Source organism: Legionella lytica (assembly GCF_044626755.1).
Taxonomy (GTDB): Bacteria; Pseudomonadota; Gammaproteobacteria; order Legionellales; family Legionellaceae; genus Legionella; species Legionella lytica_A.
Genome location: NZ_JBGORX010000007.1, coordinates 13,178 through 28,086, shown reverse-complemented (window position 1 = coordinate 28,086; position 14,909 = coordinate 13,178). Strand labels below are relative to the sequence as shown.

Sequence of the window (14,909 nt, the reverse complement as noted above, 5' to 3'; positions counted from 1 at the left end):
ATCCCTGAAGGGGCCTGTCTTGAGCATTATATACCTAACTACAAAAAAATTCAGTTCCGCTTTACAAGCGAACAGATTAAACTCACAATAAAATCAAATACCTTCATATTCAGTATATCATGACCATTCCAATGAACGAACTGGTTCTGGCCACCAGTAACCAAGGAAAAATTAACGAATTAAATGCTCTTTTAGCCCCTATTCACTGCATATCACAAAGCACTTTAGGAATAAGCGATGCTATAGAAGATGGCCTAAGCTTTATAGAAAATGCGCTGATAAAAGCTCGTAATGCCAGTTTCCATGCTCAAAAACCTGCTCTTGCGGATGATTCAGGCTTAGTAGTTCCTGCTTTAAATGGCGCGCCAGGAATTTACTCCTCTCGTTATGCAGGAGCTCAGGCCACCGACGAGGAAAATATCGACCTGTTATTAAAAAATATGGCGCACTTACAGGGAGAGCAACGTCAAGCCTATTTTTATTGTGCCATGGCCTTCGTATTGCATGCGAAAGACCCTACTCCGGTGATCGCTACCGGGACTTTTAAAGGAATAATCCATAGCAGTAGGCTGGGTGATGGCGGTTTTGGTTATGACCCCATCTTTTATGTTGAAGAGCACCAATGCACAGCGGCCCAGTTACCTGCTAAACTTAAAAATAATATTAGTCATCGCGCACACGCATTAAAACAATTGCACACACTTATTCAGAATAAATTATGAACGCAGAAATAGAAGAGCTCTTTGCACAAGCTTATAAGCTCCAACATGAGGGAAAATTACCCTCAGCTATTTGTATTTATGAACAAATATTGGCTAAAGATCCGCAGCATTTAAATAGCCTGCTTTTTTTAGGCTTAGCGTATGCTCAATCTGGAGACATGCATAATGCCATTCTTTATTTGTCCCAAGCCCATGCGATGAATCCTCAAGATTCCATGGTACTGAACAACCTGGCCAATGCTTATAAAAAAACACATCAACTGGACAAAGCCGTTGACTATTATTTACAAGCCATTGAATTAAGTCCTGATTATGCTCAAGCTCATAATAATTTAGCGACTATTTATGCCTTACAAAATAAGTACAGCGAAGCGCTGCAGCATTATACAAAGGCAGTCCATGCTGAGCCTGATTTTAGTCCGGCACACTTTAATCTCGGCTTACTCTTGCTGCAAAACAATCAGTTAGAGGCCGCAAAAGTTCAATTTAATAACGTCATTACCTTAAACCCGGACCATGTTGAAGCCCATTTTTATTTAGGTGTTTTGCATCTGGAAAGCAATACTCTGGATGAGGCCGAACATGCCTTTCAACGTGTTTTGGAACAAGACAGTGAACAAATCCAAGCACTCACCAATTTAGGGGTGATCGCATTAAAAAAAGAGCGCAATCAATTAGCAGTAGACTATTTCAGTAAAGCGATTGCCTTAGATAATGATAACATTGATGCCCGCAATAATTTAGCAGCTACCTTTATGCATCATGACCGCTTTGAAAATGCGCTAATACATTATGATGTGCTGTTACAAAAAGACCCAGACAATATCGAATATTTGTATAATTCCGGGGTAGCACAAATGGCTCTGGGGCATTTAAATGAAGCCATTATCTTTTTTAATCATATCCTGCGTTTAGACAAAACCCATGCCGCTTCTTTAAATAATTTATCCGCAATTTATCTACGCATGGGGCAACGTGAAACCTCCCGTGAGTATTTACGCCAAGCCTTAAACATTAATCCTGATGATCGGGTAAGTAGTTATATGTTGCATGCCATTGAAGGAGACGCAACAGCAGAGACTACGCCCGAGTACTCGCAGAATTTATTTAATAACTATGCCCTGTATTATGACCAACACATGCAAGGTACTTTGAATTATTCAATTCCGCAGCATATTACCCGCATTATTCACCGACTCGGATTGCCCAAAAATACCCAAACGCTGGATTTAGGCTGTGGTACGGGTTTGACAGGGGTAGTGCTTCGTGAGTTAAGCCAACGCCTAACAGGGGTAGACATCGCTCCTAAAATGCTGGCTCAAGCTAAAGAAAAACACATTTATGACGAATTAGTTGAATCAGAGCTCAATGAGTTTTTTGAGAATAATCATCAGCATTATGACTTAATTGCTGCTGCAGATGTTCTCCCCTACTTTGGCGAATTAAATACTTTGCTGCATGCAGTGCAGCAGCATTTAAACCCCGAAGGTTATTTTATTTTTACCACCGAAATTAGTGAAAAAGAGCCATGGTTTTTACAAACCAGCGCCCGTTTTAGCCACCATCCCGATTATGTGAAGCAATTGGTGGAGCAAAATCAGTTGCAGCTCATTCAAAATGAAAAGGTTCCTGCACGCATTCAAAATCAACAGCAGTTAGAAGTGATGGTGTATGTGGTACAACATAGGACTTAATTGATAAGTGAACGGTATGTCATTTATTCAAACCAAATAAAAACTGCCTTCATTGCGAACAACGTGCCCCATGCGGAGTGTTGACGAAGCACTGCATCGCCATGACAACAATCGTTAGCGTATTGGCTCATTTTGAGGGTATCAAATCAGGACTTTCATTAAAAGGATAGTGTTAAATCCGGATTTACCCGTAGTATCTCATTCTTAAACAATTGCATTATCTGTTCCAATGCAGCTAAATCATCTGCTTCAAAACGCGCACTCAGGCAAGGAGAAGTATTTGATGCACGCAATAAGCCCCAGCCCCAAGGAAACTCTACGCGCAAACCATCAATCGCAATAATTTTAGCGCCAGCAAACTCTGCCTGCTCAGTAAAATGCTGCATAAATAGAAACTTTTCTTCATCAGCAATATGAATTTTGAGTTCAGGGGTATTTACGCTATTAGGAATTAAATCAAATTGCTCACTTACCGTTAACGCTGAGGCGCTAATAATTTCTAATAATCGGCAAGCACTGTATAAGGCATCATCAAAGCCATACCAACGATCTTTAAAAAACAAATGACCACTCATTTCACCAGCCAAAATCGCCTGCTCTTCACGCATCACTTGTTTCACAATGGAATGACCTGTGGGACACATTTTCGCAACCCCACCCGCAGCGTTAACTTCATTCTCTAAATGCCAAGAACATTTAACATCAAACACAATGGTGGCACCGGCATGATTCGCGAGCAATGCACGTACATAAAACATCATCAAGCGATCAGGCCAGATGATTTCGCCGGTATTGGTCACTAGGCCTAAGCGATCCGCATCGCCGTCAAAGGCCAAACCAACATCGGCGTGATGCTGGGCAATTGCTGTTTTCAAGTCATCCAGATTCTCTGCGATACTGGGATCAGGATGATGATTGGGAAAACTGCCATCAACCTCACAATACAAAGGTATAACCTCACAACCTAAGTCACTAAGTACTTGAGGAACCACGGGGCCTGAAACGCCATTTCCACAATCAACAACCACCTTTAATGGGCGTTTAATCTGAATGTCGCTTTTAATCCGCTGCATGTACTGGGGTAACATATCGACCGCGGACTCTTTGCCCAAGCCCTGCACCCGTTTTTGTTCAGTAATTAAATGGTACAAAATATCAATATCTTCTTGCACCAGCGTTTTACCGGCCAAGACCATTTTGATGCCATTATAATCGCCCGGATTATGGCTGGCAGTAACCATCAAACCACAATCAATGCCTTGAGTCTGAGTTGCATAATACATGACTGGGGTAGTAACCATACCAAGCTCGATCACATCAATACCACTTTCAAGCAAACCCTGCTTGAGGGCTAAAGCTAACGCAGCACTGGTTAATCGCCCATCACGTGCCAAAAAAATCTGTTGTCGTTGCAAGGTATGCAAACGACAGGCAATGGCCAATCCGATGCTGTAAAAAGCATCCTCATCCAACTCATGACCAATGATACCTCTTATATCATAAGCCCGAAAAACAGAACGAGAAATTGGCCGTTGCTGATAGCTCATTAATGTCTCCCAGAGCTACCAAAACCACCTTCACCACGTGACGTTTCTGTAAACTCATTCACAAGCTCAAAAGCTGCCTGCACTACAGGAACAAACACTAACTGAGCAATACGCTCGCCTGGATTAATAGTGAAATGCTCACTGCTGCGATTCCAGCAAGAAATCTTTAATTCCCCTTGATAATCTGAGTCAATCAAACCCACCAGATTACCTAAAACAATTCCATTTTTATGACCTAAACCCGAGCGAGGCAAAATCACCGCTGCAAGTTTTGGATCGCCAATATAAATAGAAATACCGGTAGGCAGTAAAACGGTTTCTTGAGGTGCAATTTGGATGGGCTCATTAATACATACGCGCAAATCCAGACCCGCAGAACCATCGGTTGCATAAGTAGGTAAAGGGATACTCTCCCCAATACGTGCATCAAGAATTTTTAGTTGAATTGCTTGCATTATCATTGTTCCTAAATCGTAATGTCGCGTTATGTTCAGGCGCCATTGTGCAGAGATGCGGCAAGAATTGCAATAATTTGTCCTGCCAATCGTGTTTTATGGGTTAAAGGCAAGTCAATTTGTTTGCTTGGCGAGATGACCGTCACCTGATTTAACTCACTTTCAAAACCCAGCCCTTTCCCTACGGCATTAGCTACGATCATGTCCAATTTTTTACGTTTTAATTTATCTTGCGCATAATGGAGCACATCGGTAGTTTCCGCAGCAAATCCCATCACAAAAGAAGCTTTGCCCGTTGCCACTACCGAGCTTAAGATATCGGGATTTTTCGTTAAGTTTAAACTAAGTTCAGCATGTTCAGTTTTCTTTATTTTTTCAGTTGCCGGCGATTGAATATGGTAATCAGCTACCGCAGCCGTACCGATGAAAATACTCCCCACCTGCAATTCACCCATGACTGCATCCAACATTTCTTGGGCTGACTCGACTTTGACTCGTTTAATTCCCGCAGAGACAGCTAGCTCGCAAGGCCCGCTAATTAACGTGACTTGCGCGCCCGCCATTGCAGCAGCTTCCGCCATCGCATAACCCATTTTTCCCGAACTGTGATTACTAATATAACGTACCGGATCAATGGGTTCGCGCGTAGGGCCTGCCGTAATCAGCACTCTTTTTCCGGATAGTAATTGATTCACTTCATACAAACGCAAGGCGCTAATGATTTGCTCTGACTCACTAACGCGCCCCAAACCAAATTCACCACAAGCTTGTGAGCCCTCTTCCGGCCCGACCAAAATAGCCCCACGGGTTTGTAATAACTGACAATTATGTTGAGTTGCTGGATGCGACCACATGCTGTGGTTCATGGCCGGGCACACAAAAACCGGTACTTCGGCAACCAGGTATAAAGTGGATAATAAATCATCGGCGATACCATGAGCCATTTTGGCCATATAATTGGCGGAGGCTGGAGCAATCAACAGATAATCGGCCCAGCGTGCCAATTCAATATGCCCCATCGCCCGTTCAGCCTGAGCATCAAACAAATCAGTACGCGCCTCATTGCCCGATAATGCTTGCATCAGTAAAGGCGTGACGAATTGTTGAGCTGAGGCGGTCATCACGACCTTCACTTCAGCTCCTAGGCGAGTTAAGTCACGCACTAAATAAGCAGACTTATAAGCTGCTACTCCGCCACAAATACCTAAAAGAATTTTTTTACCTGTAAAATCTTGCATGGCCTACCGTTTTGAAAAAAATAATGCTGATCAAAACATAAACCATGCAATAAGGAAATACAAAATTATTAAAAGCCTAGCTAAACCCTTTTTCTAAATCATAGCCGTATTAACCCAGCTTAATACAGCATAGAAGCCCGATTCATGTGCCGCTCCCGTATTACGCTGCGCTAATACGGCTACAACTTCTGATGGAACGATGGCAAAACAACTCTTTTTCATAGAAAAAAATGTTGCAAGTCCTTCTTTTTTTGTTAAAAATAGCCGGGCTAAACTTCGCATAAAGGAATGAATAATGACGTTTGTCCAAACAACACGGCAGTTAAATCTGCGTGAACGCTTACTTACCAATGGTGTGCAAAGCCTCTCTGACACCGAATTATTAGCTATATTCATTAGCTCCGGCAGCGGGAAACGTTCCTGCGTCCAATTAGCCACAGACTTGCTCCGTCATTTAGGGGATTTACGTGGAGTGCTCAATGCCAATCAACAGCATTTTCAACAAGTCCCAGGGCTTGGAGAGGTGCGTTTCGCCCAATTGCAAGCGGTTAAAGAAATTTGTCGGCGTAGTGATTTTATCCAGCTGCAAAAGGAAAGCCAAATTACCAACAGCAAGCAAACCTATGCTTATTTAAAGAAAAAATTACGTGACTATAAAAATGAAACCTTTGCCGCCATTTTTCTGGATAATCAACATCGTATTATTGCTTATGAGGAGCTTTTTTCAGGAACGATTAATACGGCGACCATTCATCCCCGCCCAATCGTAGAACGTGTGTTACAGCTTAATGCAGCGGCACTTATATTGGCACATAATCATCCATCCGGGGTCTCGGATGCGAGCCAGCAGGATATTGCCGCCACAGAACGTATTCGGGATGCCCTGGAATTGGTAGATGCACGTTTATTGGATCATATTGTGATTGGGGATAATGAAGTGTATTCGATTATTGCTGAGAGTAAGTGGATTTGTAATTAAGGAGATGAAGCAGTCTCTCTATTGTTCCTGGTTCTTGGCTACCGCTCCTCCTTAACGCTCGGGACAGAATAGGCCGTATAGATAAAGATGTGGCTGCTTGTTCGCAGGTTCCAGCAGCTCGTGCCCGGAATACCTCTAGATTCCGCGAGCAGATCGCAGAACGTAGGTATGGGGAACGCTTGGCTTAAAAGTAGTACCATTAGGCCACCACTAACAAAATAGTGCACACTAGCATTTCCTGTCTTTATACAATACACTGAGAATAAAATATTGCTTTTAAGGACGCAAATCATGCCATTTGATAATAAATTAATAGCTGACTATACCGAGCTAATTAACGAAGAGCTCGATAATATTGCTATTAATTCTATTGAAGAATATGGCCAAATAAGTTCTGCTCTGCAGAGACTGCTTCCTCCTGAATCCGCAGTTTGGAGCTTTTTACTGCGCCATTTGAGCAAGGCTCTATTTCCAGCTGCAGCACCCACACAGCTGCCAGACTATATCGAGGAACGGGTTTCAATGGTTAAATACTATCTGAATACTCCTGAGGATTATGTAGCTTTGCCAGAGAATTATGCCGAGTATAAGCAAATCATGGTTCGGCGTATAAAAGCCAAAATCAGTGAGTTTGAATCTCTTGATGCGGTGCAAAAAGAGAATTATATGCAAAACTTAGCATTGAAGAGAGGTACCATACACCCAAGCCTACAGCTGCTGGGACCCAAATTATCTCCTACTGCACCATATTATGCAAAAGAATATGAATTTGATGGCTGCGAGGATGGTTCTGAACCAGAAAGCTATGGGTTACGTGGATATAATGCGGGTGATGAGGACAGCCTATCTTTTGAAATTAATCTCGATGTGCATATTGATTATGATGGGGGACAGCGCAGGGGACTTTAATTGGTTAAGGCCATGTGTCTTGATAGCAAATTAGTTCACACCTCAGCAACTTCTTTTCCGTAAAGATTTAATGGCGTCAACCTAACACAATCTGTCAGGCTCGTATTTTAATGTAAACTGGGCGGGCAAGCCTAGTTTACAGAGCTCGAGTAATTTTTTCTTAAGTTGATGCCATTACATGAAGGCTTACCTAAACCAATGGCTCCCAGAGGCCACGCCACAGGGATTCAAATCAAAGAAAGCAAATCGATTTCACGCCCGCGCAAAATCAAAAGAAATAATTGATGACAGCCCTGGTTTGTTTAAGGCCAAAGCCAGTAATCGGTCGATCCCCAAAGCCACCCCACTACAAGCTGGTAATCCGTGCTCCAAAGCCTGTATAAGGTACTGATCGGCCTGAGCATCCGAGAAGCCCTTTTCTTGACGAATCTGTTGATCCACAGCAAATCGTTTTGCCTGAGCGGCAGCGTCGGTCAATTCGTGAAAACCATTGGCCAATTCAACACCCTGATAATACACTTCAAAGCGCTCTGCCACGCCATTATTAACTTTTGCTAAAGCCGCTTGAGATGTAGGGAAGTTGTAAACCGCAACGGGTGCATTTTCCTTGCCCAAAAAGGGTTCGACTACATGGCTCATAAGGAGAAAGAGATATTGGTCCCGATCCTGCTCTTCAGCTGGAAGGACATTATCTAAATCATGAACGGCTAAAACCTGGCGTAATTGCTCTATTGATGCAGTTAAAGGATCAAGCGCACAAGCCTCTTCAAACGCTTGTTGATAAGTCTTTTTAAGCATCGGCGATGCTTGCATTACTTTTTGCAAAAACAAATCCATTTCATCCATCAATGCATGATGGTCAATGCCTAACTGATACCATTCTAAAAGGGTAAATTCGGGATTATGCCAACGCCCTAACTCATCATCACGAAACACGCGAGCCAGTTGAAAAATGGGGCCACTGCCTGAGGCAAGCAAGCGTTTCATGTGGTATTCAGGAGAAGTTTGCAGATTGTAAGTTTCCCCACGAAATATGGCTTTGATGTTGCTTAAATAAACATCCGTTGTCCCATAGCGCGCCATTACTGGCGTTTCTACTTCTAAATAACCACGAACCGTAAAAAAATCACGTATCTTAGCTAAAAAACACGCGCGTTGACGCAAAGAATCTATAGAAGCAGAAGGTTGCCACATCTTAATAAAAAATCCCTAACTCAAGTCGTGCTGCTTCAGTCATCCGCTCTTGCGTCCAGGGTGGTTCCCATACCAGCTCAACTGTGCAATCACGCACCCCTTCAACTTGATTTACCGCCTGCTCCACTGTTCCAGGGAACGTTTGCGCAACCGGACAGCCAGGGGTGGTTAGTGTCATTTGCACCGCTACATGAGCCTCTTCATCAATAGTTACGTCATAGATGAGGCCCAAGTCATAAATATTGACGGGAATTTCCGGATCAAAGACGCCTTTCAGCGCGGTAATTACCGCCTCTTTCATCACTTCAGGATCTTGTTTCTTCTTTAAGCCAAACATACAGGTACCTGCTCTTATTCAGTTTTCACGACATTGTGGTCTTTATTCAATGCCGCTTCCAAGGTATGCCAAGCCAAAGTAGCGCATTTTACCCGCGCCGGATATGCTTTAACTCCAGCCAATACCGTGAGTTTATCCATTGTTCGTAATTGTCCATCTTCATTTTGCGTCAACATATGGTGAAAGCGATGAAAGAGTTCATGTGCCTCATCCACCGTCTTGCCTTTGATGCTGTCGGTCATCAACGAAGCCGAGGCTTGAGAAATCGCACAACCACAGCCTAAAAAGCTCAACTCGGAAATCTTATTATTATCCAATTTGACATAGACAGTTAATTTGTCACCACATAAGGGATTAAACCCATTAGCTTGAGTGGTTGCATCATCCATCACGTAATGGTGTCGTGGGTTGCGATTATGATCAATAATGATTTCCTGATACAACTCACGCAAATCAGCACTCATGCAAATACCTCTTTAACTTGATTTAATGCATCAATACAACGGTCAATTTCTTCTTTAGTATTATAAAACGAAAGCGAAATACGTGATGTCGCGGCAACTCCGTAGAAATCCATCAAAGGCATAGCGCAGTGATGGCCACTACGTAAGGCAATGCCTCTACTGTCCATAATGGTGCCAATATCATGCGCATGAATGCTTTCATGAACAAAAGAAACCACAGGCACCTTCTGCTTTGCAGTGCCAATAATTCGAAAACCACCGAGAGAAAGAATGCCTGCTGTGGCATAATCAAGTAGTTCTTTTTCATAAGCCGCAATAGTTGCTAAATCCAAAGACCACAAATAATCAATGGCCGCTCCCAAACCAATTGCTCCCGCAATATTAGGAGTACCTGCTTCAAATTTTTGTGGCAAAGGTGCGTATTCCGTAGAATCAAAAGTGACGTAATTAATCATTTCGCCGCCACCTTGGTAAGGAGGCATTTCTTCTAAAAGCGATTCTTTACCCCACAATACGCCAATTCCTGTTGGACCATACATTTTGTGCCCAGAAAAAGCGTAGAAGTCACAACCTAATGCTTGTACGTCTACGGGTAAATGCGCTGTAGCTTGTGCCCCATCCAATAAAACGGGTACACCGTATTCATGGGCCATTTCAATCATTTTTTTCACTGGATTAATCGTACCCAATGCATTAGACACATAATTCAGGGAAACAAAACGGGTTTTCTCGCTTAATTTTTTGGCAAACTCATCAAGGATGACTTCACCCTCTTGCGTAATTGGTGCTACTTGCAATTTAGCCCCAGCCTTTTTACAAATCATTTGCCAGGGAACAATATTCGAATGATGTTCCATATGAGTAATTAATACTTCATCGCCTGGAAGCAAACGGGGTGCAACATAGCTTTGCGCCACTAAATTAATCGCCTCAGTAGTACCCCGCACAAAAATACATTCACGTGCGGAACGCGCATTAATAAAATGCTTTACCCGCGAACGTGCGACTTCATAAAGATCGGTTGCACGTACACTTAGGGTATGCACGCCACGGTGCACGTTGGAGTTATCCAACTCATAATAACGTTTAATTGCCTCAATAACTGCTTTCGGTTTTTGTGTCGTCGCCGCATTGTCAAAATAAACTAAATCATGCTCATTGACCTGCTGATGCAAAATCGGAAAATCATCGCGGATCGCATTGATGTTTAAGGTGTCAACTAATGAGTCAATCGTGTCCATGTGCTTACCCCAGTTGTTGTATTAATAAATGGCCCATCACTTCTGCCAACTTGGCTTGCGGAATGAGCCGCAAATTATCCTGGGCAAAAGCATGTATTAAATAATGGGATGCTTCCACACGTCCTATTCCACGCGTTGCTAAATAAAACAGTGCTTCTTCATCCAATTGCCCAACTGTTGCACCATGTGAACACTGTACATCATCGGCAAAAATCTCTAATTGCGGTTTGGTATCCACTTCTGCATTCGCAGTAAGTAATAAGTTTTTATTTTGCTGCTTGGCATTAGTATGTTGGGCATCTTTCGCCACAATCACCTTACCATTAAATACTGCACGCGAACGGCCAGTTAAAATACCTTTGTAGTCTTGGTCGCTCGTACAGTTCGCTACTAAATGATGTACTGTCGTGTGGTGATCCACATGCTGCCCTTCTGCAGGCGCATAAATCCCATTCATTAAACAGTGCGCTTTTTCTTCTTGTAAATACAGGCTTAAATCAGAGCGTACACATTTACCACCTAAACTTAATGAATGATTCGCAAAGTCGCTACTCGCACCTTGCTTCACTGAAACATGGCCGATATGATAAGCCATTTTACTTTCACGTTGCAGTTTACAATGAGTAAGTTTGGCATTGGCACCGAGAAAAACCTCAGTAACTACATTCGTGAAATAACTGGTGTCATCAGCACCTTGATAATCTTCAATAATGGATGCTTGGCTTCCCGCTTCGGCAACAATCAAATGTCGCAAGTGCACAGCTTGGTTGGCCTGATCTTGGATATGAGTTAATGTGATAGGCTCATTCACACAAACGCCTTCAGGGATATAAATAAATACGCCACAATGAATCATCGCCGTATTTAAGAAATGAAAACCATGTGCTTGGTTTAAACTGTGCCCTAAATGTGCTTGTACTAACTCTGCATGGCTGGTGAGCGCCTCGGTTAAAGGCAACACTAAAACCCCAGCAGGCATCGCTTTAACAATCTGTTCTATCCCAGAAATTAAGCCATTGTGGATAAGTACTTGTTGTACTACCGGCAAATCAGAAACGGGTAGGCAAGCAGCAACCGCATCACGCTTATATTGCGTAAATGACTGTTTTAATAAAGCATCAACATTCGTGTACTTCCACTCTTCATCCTGACGCGTAGGAAAACCTTGGCGGTTTAGATTCGTTAACGCTTTGGTTTGCAACTGGGCAAGCCAGGGAGTCGTTGACAGGCTAGCGGTAGCTTGTTGCTGATAAAAATCCAGAATCTCGTTCATCACTACACCGTTTCCTCAAGCCAGCTGTACCCTTTTTTCTCTAATTCAAGTGCCAGGGTTTTATCACCTGACATAATAATTCGTCCATTCACCAATACGTGAATAAAATCAGGCTCAATGTAATCTAATAGACGTTGATAGTGCGTTACTAAAACAATAGAACGCTCGGGCGAGCGCATGGCGTTTACTCCATGAGAAATAATCCGTAACGCATCAATATCCAAACCTGAATCGGTTTCGTCAAGAATGGCTAATTTAGGTTCTAAAGCTGCCATTTGCAGGATTTCATTACGCTTTTTCTCACCGCCAGAGAATCCTTCGTTGATGCTGCGGTATAAAAAGCTTTCATCCATATCTAATAATTCGCACTTTTCACGAATGAAACTTAAAAACTCAATAGCATCTAAAGGATTTTTGCCTTGGCCTTTACGTACAGCGTTGACAGAAGCCTTAAGAAAATTAATGTTGGTTACCCCAGGAATTTCCACCGGATATTGAAACGATAGGAAAATTCCCGCACGGGCACGTTCTTCAGGAGATAAAGGCGCTAAATCATCACCTAAATAAATCATATCGCCACTGGTTACCTGATACGAAGGATGACCCGCTAAAACTTTAGATAAGGTACTTTTTCCTGAACCGTTAGGCCCCATGATGGCGTGAACTTCGCCTGGATTAACATTAAGATTAATGCCTTTTAAAATCGGCTGTTCATTCACTTCAACATTTAATTCATTAATTTTTAACATATTAGCCTACTGCCCCTTCTAAACTTAAACCCAGCAATTTAGTGGCTTCTACAGCAAATTCCATGGGTAATTCTTTCAATACTTGCTTACAAAAACCGTTCACAATCATAGAAACTGCATCTTCAGTGTCAATGCCGCGTTGTTGGCAATAAAACAATTGTTCTTCACTGATTTTGGACGTGGTTGCTTCATGCTCTACTTGTGCGGTTGGATTTTTCACTTCAATGTATGGGAACGTATGTGCCGAGCATTCAGAGCCCATCAACATAGAGTCACATTGAGTGTAGTTACGGGCATTTGTTGCCGTTGGCGCGATGCGCACTAAGCCACGATAAGCATTATGAGCACGGCCAGCACTGATTCCTTTAGAAATAATGGTGGAACGCGTGTTTTTACCAATATGGATCATCTTGGTGCCCGTATCTGCCTGTTGGTAATTATTGGTTAAAGCAACCGAATAAAACTCACCTACCGAATCGTCACCCTGCAAAATAACGCTAGGATATTTCCAGGTAATCGCAGAACCTGTTTCAATCTGCGTCCAGGAAATCTTAGAACGCTTACCCCGGCAAGCACCGCGTTTGGTTACAAAATTATAAATACCGCCCTTACCTTCTTTATCGCCTGGATACCAGTTTTGTACGGTAGAGTATTTAATTTGTGCGCCATCTAAGGCTACCAATTCAACTACGGCCGCATGCAATTGATTTTCATCACGCATAGGCGCAGTACACCCTTCAAGGTAAGAAACATAGCTATCGTCATCAGCCACAATCAACGTACGCTCAAACTGTCCCGTAGATGCAGCATTGATACGGAAATAGGTAGATAATTCCATCGGACAACGTACGCCTTTAGGAATGTAGACAAATGAACCATCGCTAAATACGGCCGAATTCAAGGCGGCGTAGAAGTTATCACGATAGGACACCACCGAACCTAAATACTTCATCAGTAAGTCAGGATACGTGTGTACCGCTTCAGAGAAGGGGCAAAAGATTACGCCTTTCTCAGCCAATTTGGCTTTAAACGTCGTCGCGACAGAAACGCTATCAAATACGGCATCCACTGCAACACCAGCCAATAGCTCTTGCTCTTTTAGAGGGATCCCTAATTTTTCATAGGTTCTTAATAATTCCGGATCAACCTCATCCAGGCTCTTAGGCGCATCTTTTTTGCTTTTCGGCGCTGAATAATAAGAAATAGTCTGATAATCTATGGGAGGATAATGTACACTAGACCATTCAGGATGTGGCAAAGTTAACCAATGCCTGAATGCTTGTAAACGCCATTCCAGTAAAAACTCAGGTTCCCCTTTAATGGCTGACAAACGACGAATCACGTCTTCATTCAGTCCAGGTTCAAAAGTTTCTACTTCAATGTCGGTTATAAAACCATGTTGATATTCTCTATCGAGCAGAGAATTAAGTTGCTCACTGCTTTTAGCCACGATTGACTCCACTTGCTAATTGTCGGATACGCTCTATGTCACGTACCTGTAGAGTTGGTTTTGCCAAGGTATCCAAACTCACACTATCCAACGCGGTCTCTATCGCCTGGCTAATAAGTCGCCAATTGCCCTGAATCGTACAAACTCCTTGTAACGAGCAGTCATTAGGTTGCAAACTGCATTCGGTGAAACCACGATGTTCTTCCAGCGCAAAAATAATTTGCGACACGGAAATTTCAGTAGCAGGCCTGCGTAACCGATATCCTCCGGTTACTCCTCGCACTGAGGTGAGCAAGCCTGCACTGGTTAAACGTTTTAAAATTTTACTTACCGTTGGGACAGTCAAATGCGTATGTAAAGCAATATCACGGGCGTTACATAAATCCTGTGGGTGCCTGGCAAGGTACACCATCACAACTGTTCCATAATCGGCCAATTTGCTGATGCGCAGCATAACACTCCAAAGCCAAATAATCTAGTACTAAATAAGTCTTAATTAAAGACAAAGCCGGCGCATAATTATTGTTATTCTTACTTTAAATATAGTACTAAAATAGGTCTATATACGGCAAAGGCGAATGGTACCTTATTATAGTGGGTTGATGCAAGTTAGGGATGGTTGGTTATTTCACATGGCAGCCCGTATTAATGCTGCGG

The 14,909-nt window shown here is 42.8% G+C and carries 16 protein-coding genes; 4 read left to right on the top strand and 12 right to left on the bottom strand.

Annotation, left to right across the window (positions count from 1 at the left end; all coding sequences use genetic code 11):
• Positions 1-131 precede the first annotated feature (131 nt).
• The gene (gene rdgB / locus ACD661_RS13305) at positions 132-722 is read left to right on the top strand and encodes an RdgB/HAM1 family non-canonical purine NTP pyrophosphatase (protein WP_400188356.1); all 591 of its coding nucleotides are present in this window, start codon (positions 132-134) and stop codon (positions 720-722) included.
• Positions 719-2,416: a tetratricopeptide repeat protein gene (locus tag ACD661_RS13300; RefSeq protein ID WP_400188355.1), complete on the top strand. Its 1,698-nt coding sequence runs from the start codon at positions 719-721 to the stop codon at positions 2,414-2,416. The genes rdgB and ACD661_RS13300 overlap by 4 nt, the downstream gene beginning before the upstream one ends.
• A gap of 158 nt (positions 2,417-2,574) precedes the next feature.
• On the opposite strand, the gene ACD661_RS13295 is transcribed toward ACD661_RS13300, so the two are convergent.
• The 4 genes from ACD661_RS13295 to ACD661_RS13280 all read right to left on the bottom strand — a co-directional run bounded on the left by ACD661_RS13295 (position 2,575) and on the right by ACD661_RS13280 (position 5,938).
• Positions 2,575-3,963, bottom strand: coding sequence for a phosphomannomutase/phosphoglucomutase (locus ACD661_RS13295; protein WP_400188354.1), 1,389 nt, complete (start codon positions 3,961-3,963; stop codon positions 2,575-2,577).
• A complete protein-coding gene (gene dut, locus ACD661_RS13290) occupies positions 3,963-4,421 on the bottom strand; it encodes a dUTP diphosphatase (protein WP_400188449.1) in 459 nt (152 codons plus the stop codon). Before dut ends, ACD661_RS13295 begins: the two co-directional genes overlap by 1 nt.
• 32 nt (positions 4,422-4,453) lie before the next feature.
• A complete protein-coding gene (gene coaBC / locus ACD661_RS13285; RefSeq protein ID WP_400188353.1) occupies positions 4,454-5,656 on the bottom strand; it encodes a bifunctional phosphopantothenoylcysteine decarboxylase/phosphopantothenate--cysteine ligase CoaBC in 1,203 nt (400 codons plus the stop codon).
• Positions 5,657-5,749: 93 nt separating this feature from the next.
• The gene (locus tag ACD661_RS13280; protein WP_400188352.1) at positions 5,750-5,938 is read right to left on the bottom strand and encodes a hypothetical protein; all 189 of its coding nucleotides are present in this window, start codon (positions 5,936-5,938) and stop codon (positions 5,750-5,752) included.
• 13 nt (positions 5,939-5,951) lie between these two features.
• On the opposite strand from ACD661_RS13280, the gene radC reads away from it, so the two are divergent.
• A complete protein-coding gene (gene radC / locus ACD661_RS13275) occupies positions 5,952-6,635 on the top strand; it encodes a RadC family protein (RefSeq protein WP_400188351.1) in 684 nt (227 codons plus the stop codon).
• A 291-nt stretch (positions 6,636-6,926) separates the two neighbouring features.
• A complete protein-coding gene (locus tag ACD661_RS13270; RefSeq protein ID WP_400188350.1) occupies positions 6,927-7,544 on the top strand; it encodes a hypothetical protein in 618 nt (205 codons plus the stop codon).
• A gap of 252 nt (positions 7,545-7,796) precedes the next feature.
• Here ACD661_RS13270 and epmA read toward each other — a convergent pair whose 3' ends face one another.
• Genes epmA through ACD661_RS13230 form a run of 8 tightly spaced genes read right to left on the bottom strand, consistent with a single transcriptional unit; the run spans position 7,797 to position 14,706 of the window.
• Complete coding sequence (gene epmA, locus ACD661_RS13265; protein ID WP_400188349.1) at positions 7,797-8,738, bottom strand: elongation factor P--(R)-beta-lysine ligase; 942 nt, start codon at positions 8,736-8,738, stop codon at positions 7,797-7,799.
• 1 nt (position 8,739) lies between these two features.
• On the bottom strand, positions 8,740-9,075 hold the full coding sequence (locus ACD661_RS13260) for an SUF system Fe-S cluster assembly protein (protein ID WP_400188348.1): 336 nt from the start codon (positions 9,073-9,075) through the stop codon (positions 8,740-8,742).
• 14 nt (positions 9,076-9,089) lie between these two features.
• Entirely contained in the window at positions 9,090-9,539 is a 450-nt protein-coding gene (gene sufU / locus ACD661_RS13255; RefSeq protein ID WP_400188347.1) for a Fe-S cluster assembly sulfur transfer protein SufU, read from the bottom strand.
• Complete coding sequence (locus tag ACD661_RS13250; protein ID WP_400188346.1) at positions 9,536-10,780, bottom strand: SufS family cysteine desulfurase; 1,245 nt, start codon at positions 10,778-10,780, stop codon at positions 9,536-9,538. Before ACD661_RS13250 ends, sufU begins: the two co-directional genes overlap by 4 nt.
• Before the next feature lie 4 nt (positions 10,781-10,784).
• Positions 10,785-12,053: a Fe-S cluster assembly protein SufD gene (gene sufD / locus ACD661_RS13245; protein ID WP_400188345.1), complete on the bottom strand. Its 1,269-nt coding sequence runs from the start codon at positions 12,051-12,053 to the stop codon at positions 10,785-10,787.
• 2 nt (positions 12,054-12,055) lie between these two features.
• Positions 12,056-12,802 carry a Fe-S cluster assembly ATPase SufC gene (gene sufC / locus ACD661_RS13240; protein WP_400188344.1) on the bottom strand — a complete coding sequence of 249 codons (747 nt, stop codon included), beginning with the start codon at positions 12,800-12,802 and terminating at the stop codon, positions 12,056-12,058.
• A gap of 1 nt (position 12,803) precedes the next feature.
• Entirely contained in the window at positions 12,804-14,252 is a 1,449-nt protein-coding gene (gene sufB / locus ACD661_RS13235; RefSeq protein ID WP_400188343.1) for a Fe-S cluster assembly protein SufB, read from the bottom strand.
• Positions 14,245-14,706, bottom strand: a complete 462-nt coding sequence (locus ACD661_RS13230; protein WP_252581020.1) for an SUF system Fe-S cluster assembly regulator — start codon at positions 14,704-14,706, stop codon at positions 14,245-14,247. Before ACD661_RS13230 ends, sufB begins: the two co-directional genes overlap by 8 nt.
• Positions 14,707-14,909 lie beyond the last annotated feature (203 nt).

Excerpts from the sequence above, each read along its gene's own strand:
- rdgB (WP_400188356.1), top strand. The coding sequence starts at position 132 with ATGAACGAACTGGTTCTGGCCACCAGTAACCAAGGAAAAATTAACGAA.
- ACD661_RS13300 (WP_400188355.1), top strand. The coding sequence starts at position 719 with ATGAACGCAGAAATAGAAGAGCTCTTTGCACAAGCTTATAAGCTCCAA.
- ACD661_RS13295 (WP_400188354.1), bottom strand. The coding sequence starts at position 3,963 with ATGAGCTATCAGCAACGGCCAATTTCTCGTTCTGTTTTTCGGGCTTAT.
- coaBC (WP_400188353.1), bottom strand. The coding sequence starts at position 5,656 with ATGCAAGATTTTACAGGTAAAAAAATTCTTTTAGGTATTTGTGGCGGA.
- ACD661_RS13280 (WP_400188352.1), bottom strand. The coding sequence starts at position 5,938 with ATGCGAAGTTTAGCCCGGCTATTTTTAACAAAAAAAGAAGGACTTGCA.
- radC (WP_400188351.1), top strand. The coding sequence starts at position 5,952 with ATGACGTTTGTCCAAACAACACGGCAGTTAAATCTGCGTGAACGCTTA.
- ACD661_RS13270 (WP_400188350.1), top strand. The coding sequence starts at position 6,927 with ATGCCATTTGATAATAAATTAATAGCTGACTATACCGAGCTAATTAAC.
- epmA (WP_400188349.1), bottom strand. The coding sequence starts at position 8,738 with ATGTGGCAACCTTCTGCTTCTATAGATTCTTTGCGTCAACGCGCGTGT.
- ACD661_RS13260 (WP_400188348.1), bottom strand. The coding sequence starts at position 9,075 with ATGTTTGGCTTAAAGAAGAAACAAGATCCTGAAGTGATGAAAGAGGCG.
- sufU (WP_400188347.1), bottom strand. The coding sequence starts at position 9,539 with ATGAGTGCTGATTTGCGTGAGTTGTATCAGGAAATCATTATTGATCAT.
- ACD661_RS13250 (WP_400188346.1), bottom strand. The coding sequence starts at position 10,780 with ATGGACACGATTGACTCATTAGTTGACACCTTAAACATCAATGCGATC.
- sufD (WP_400188345.1), bottom strand. The coding sequence starts at position 12,053 with ATGAACGAGATTCTGGATTTTTATCAGCAACAAGCTACCGCTAGCCTG.
- sufC (WP_400188344.1), bottom strand. The coding sequence starts at position 12,802 with ATGTTAAAAATTAATGAATTAAATGTTGAAGTGAATGAACAGCCGATT.
- ACD661_RS13230 (WP_252581020.1), bottom strand. The coding sequence starts at position 14,706 with ATGCTGCGCATCAGCAAATTGGCCGATTATGGAACAGTTGTGATGGTG.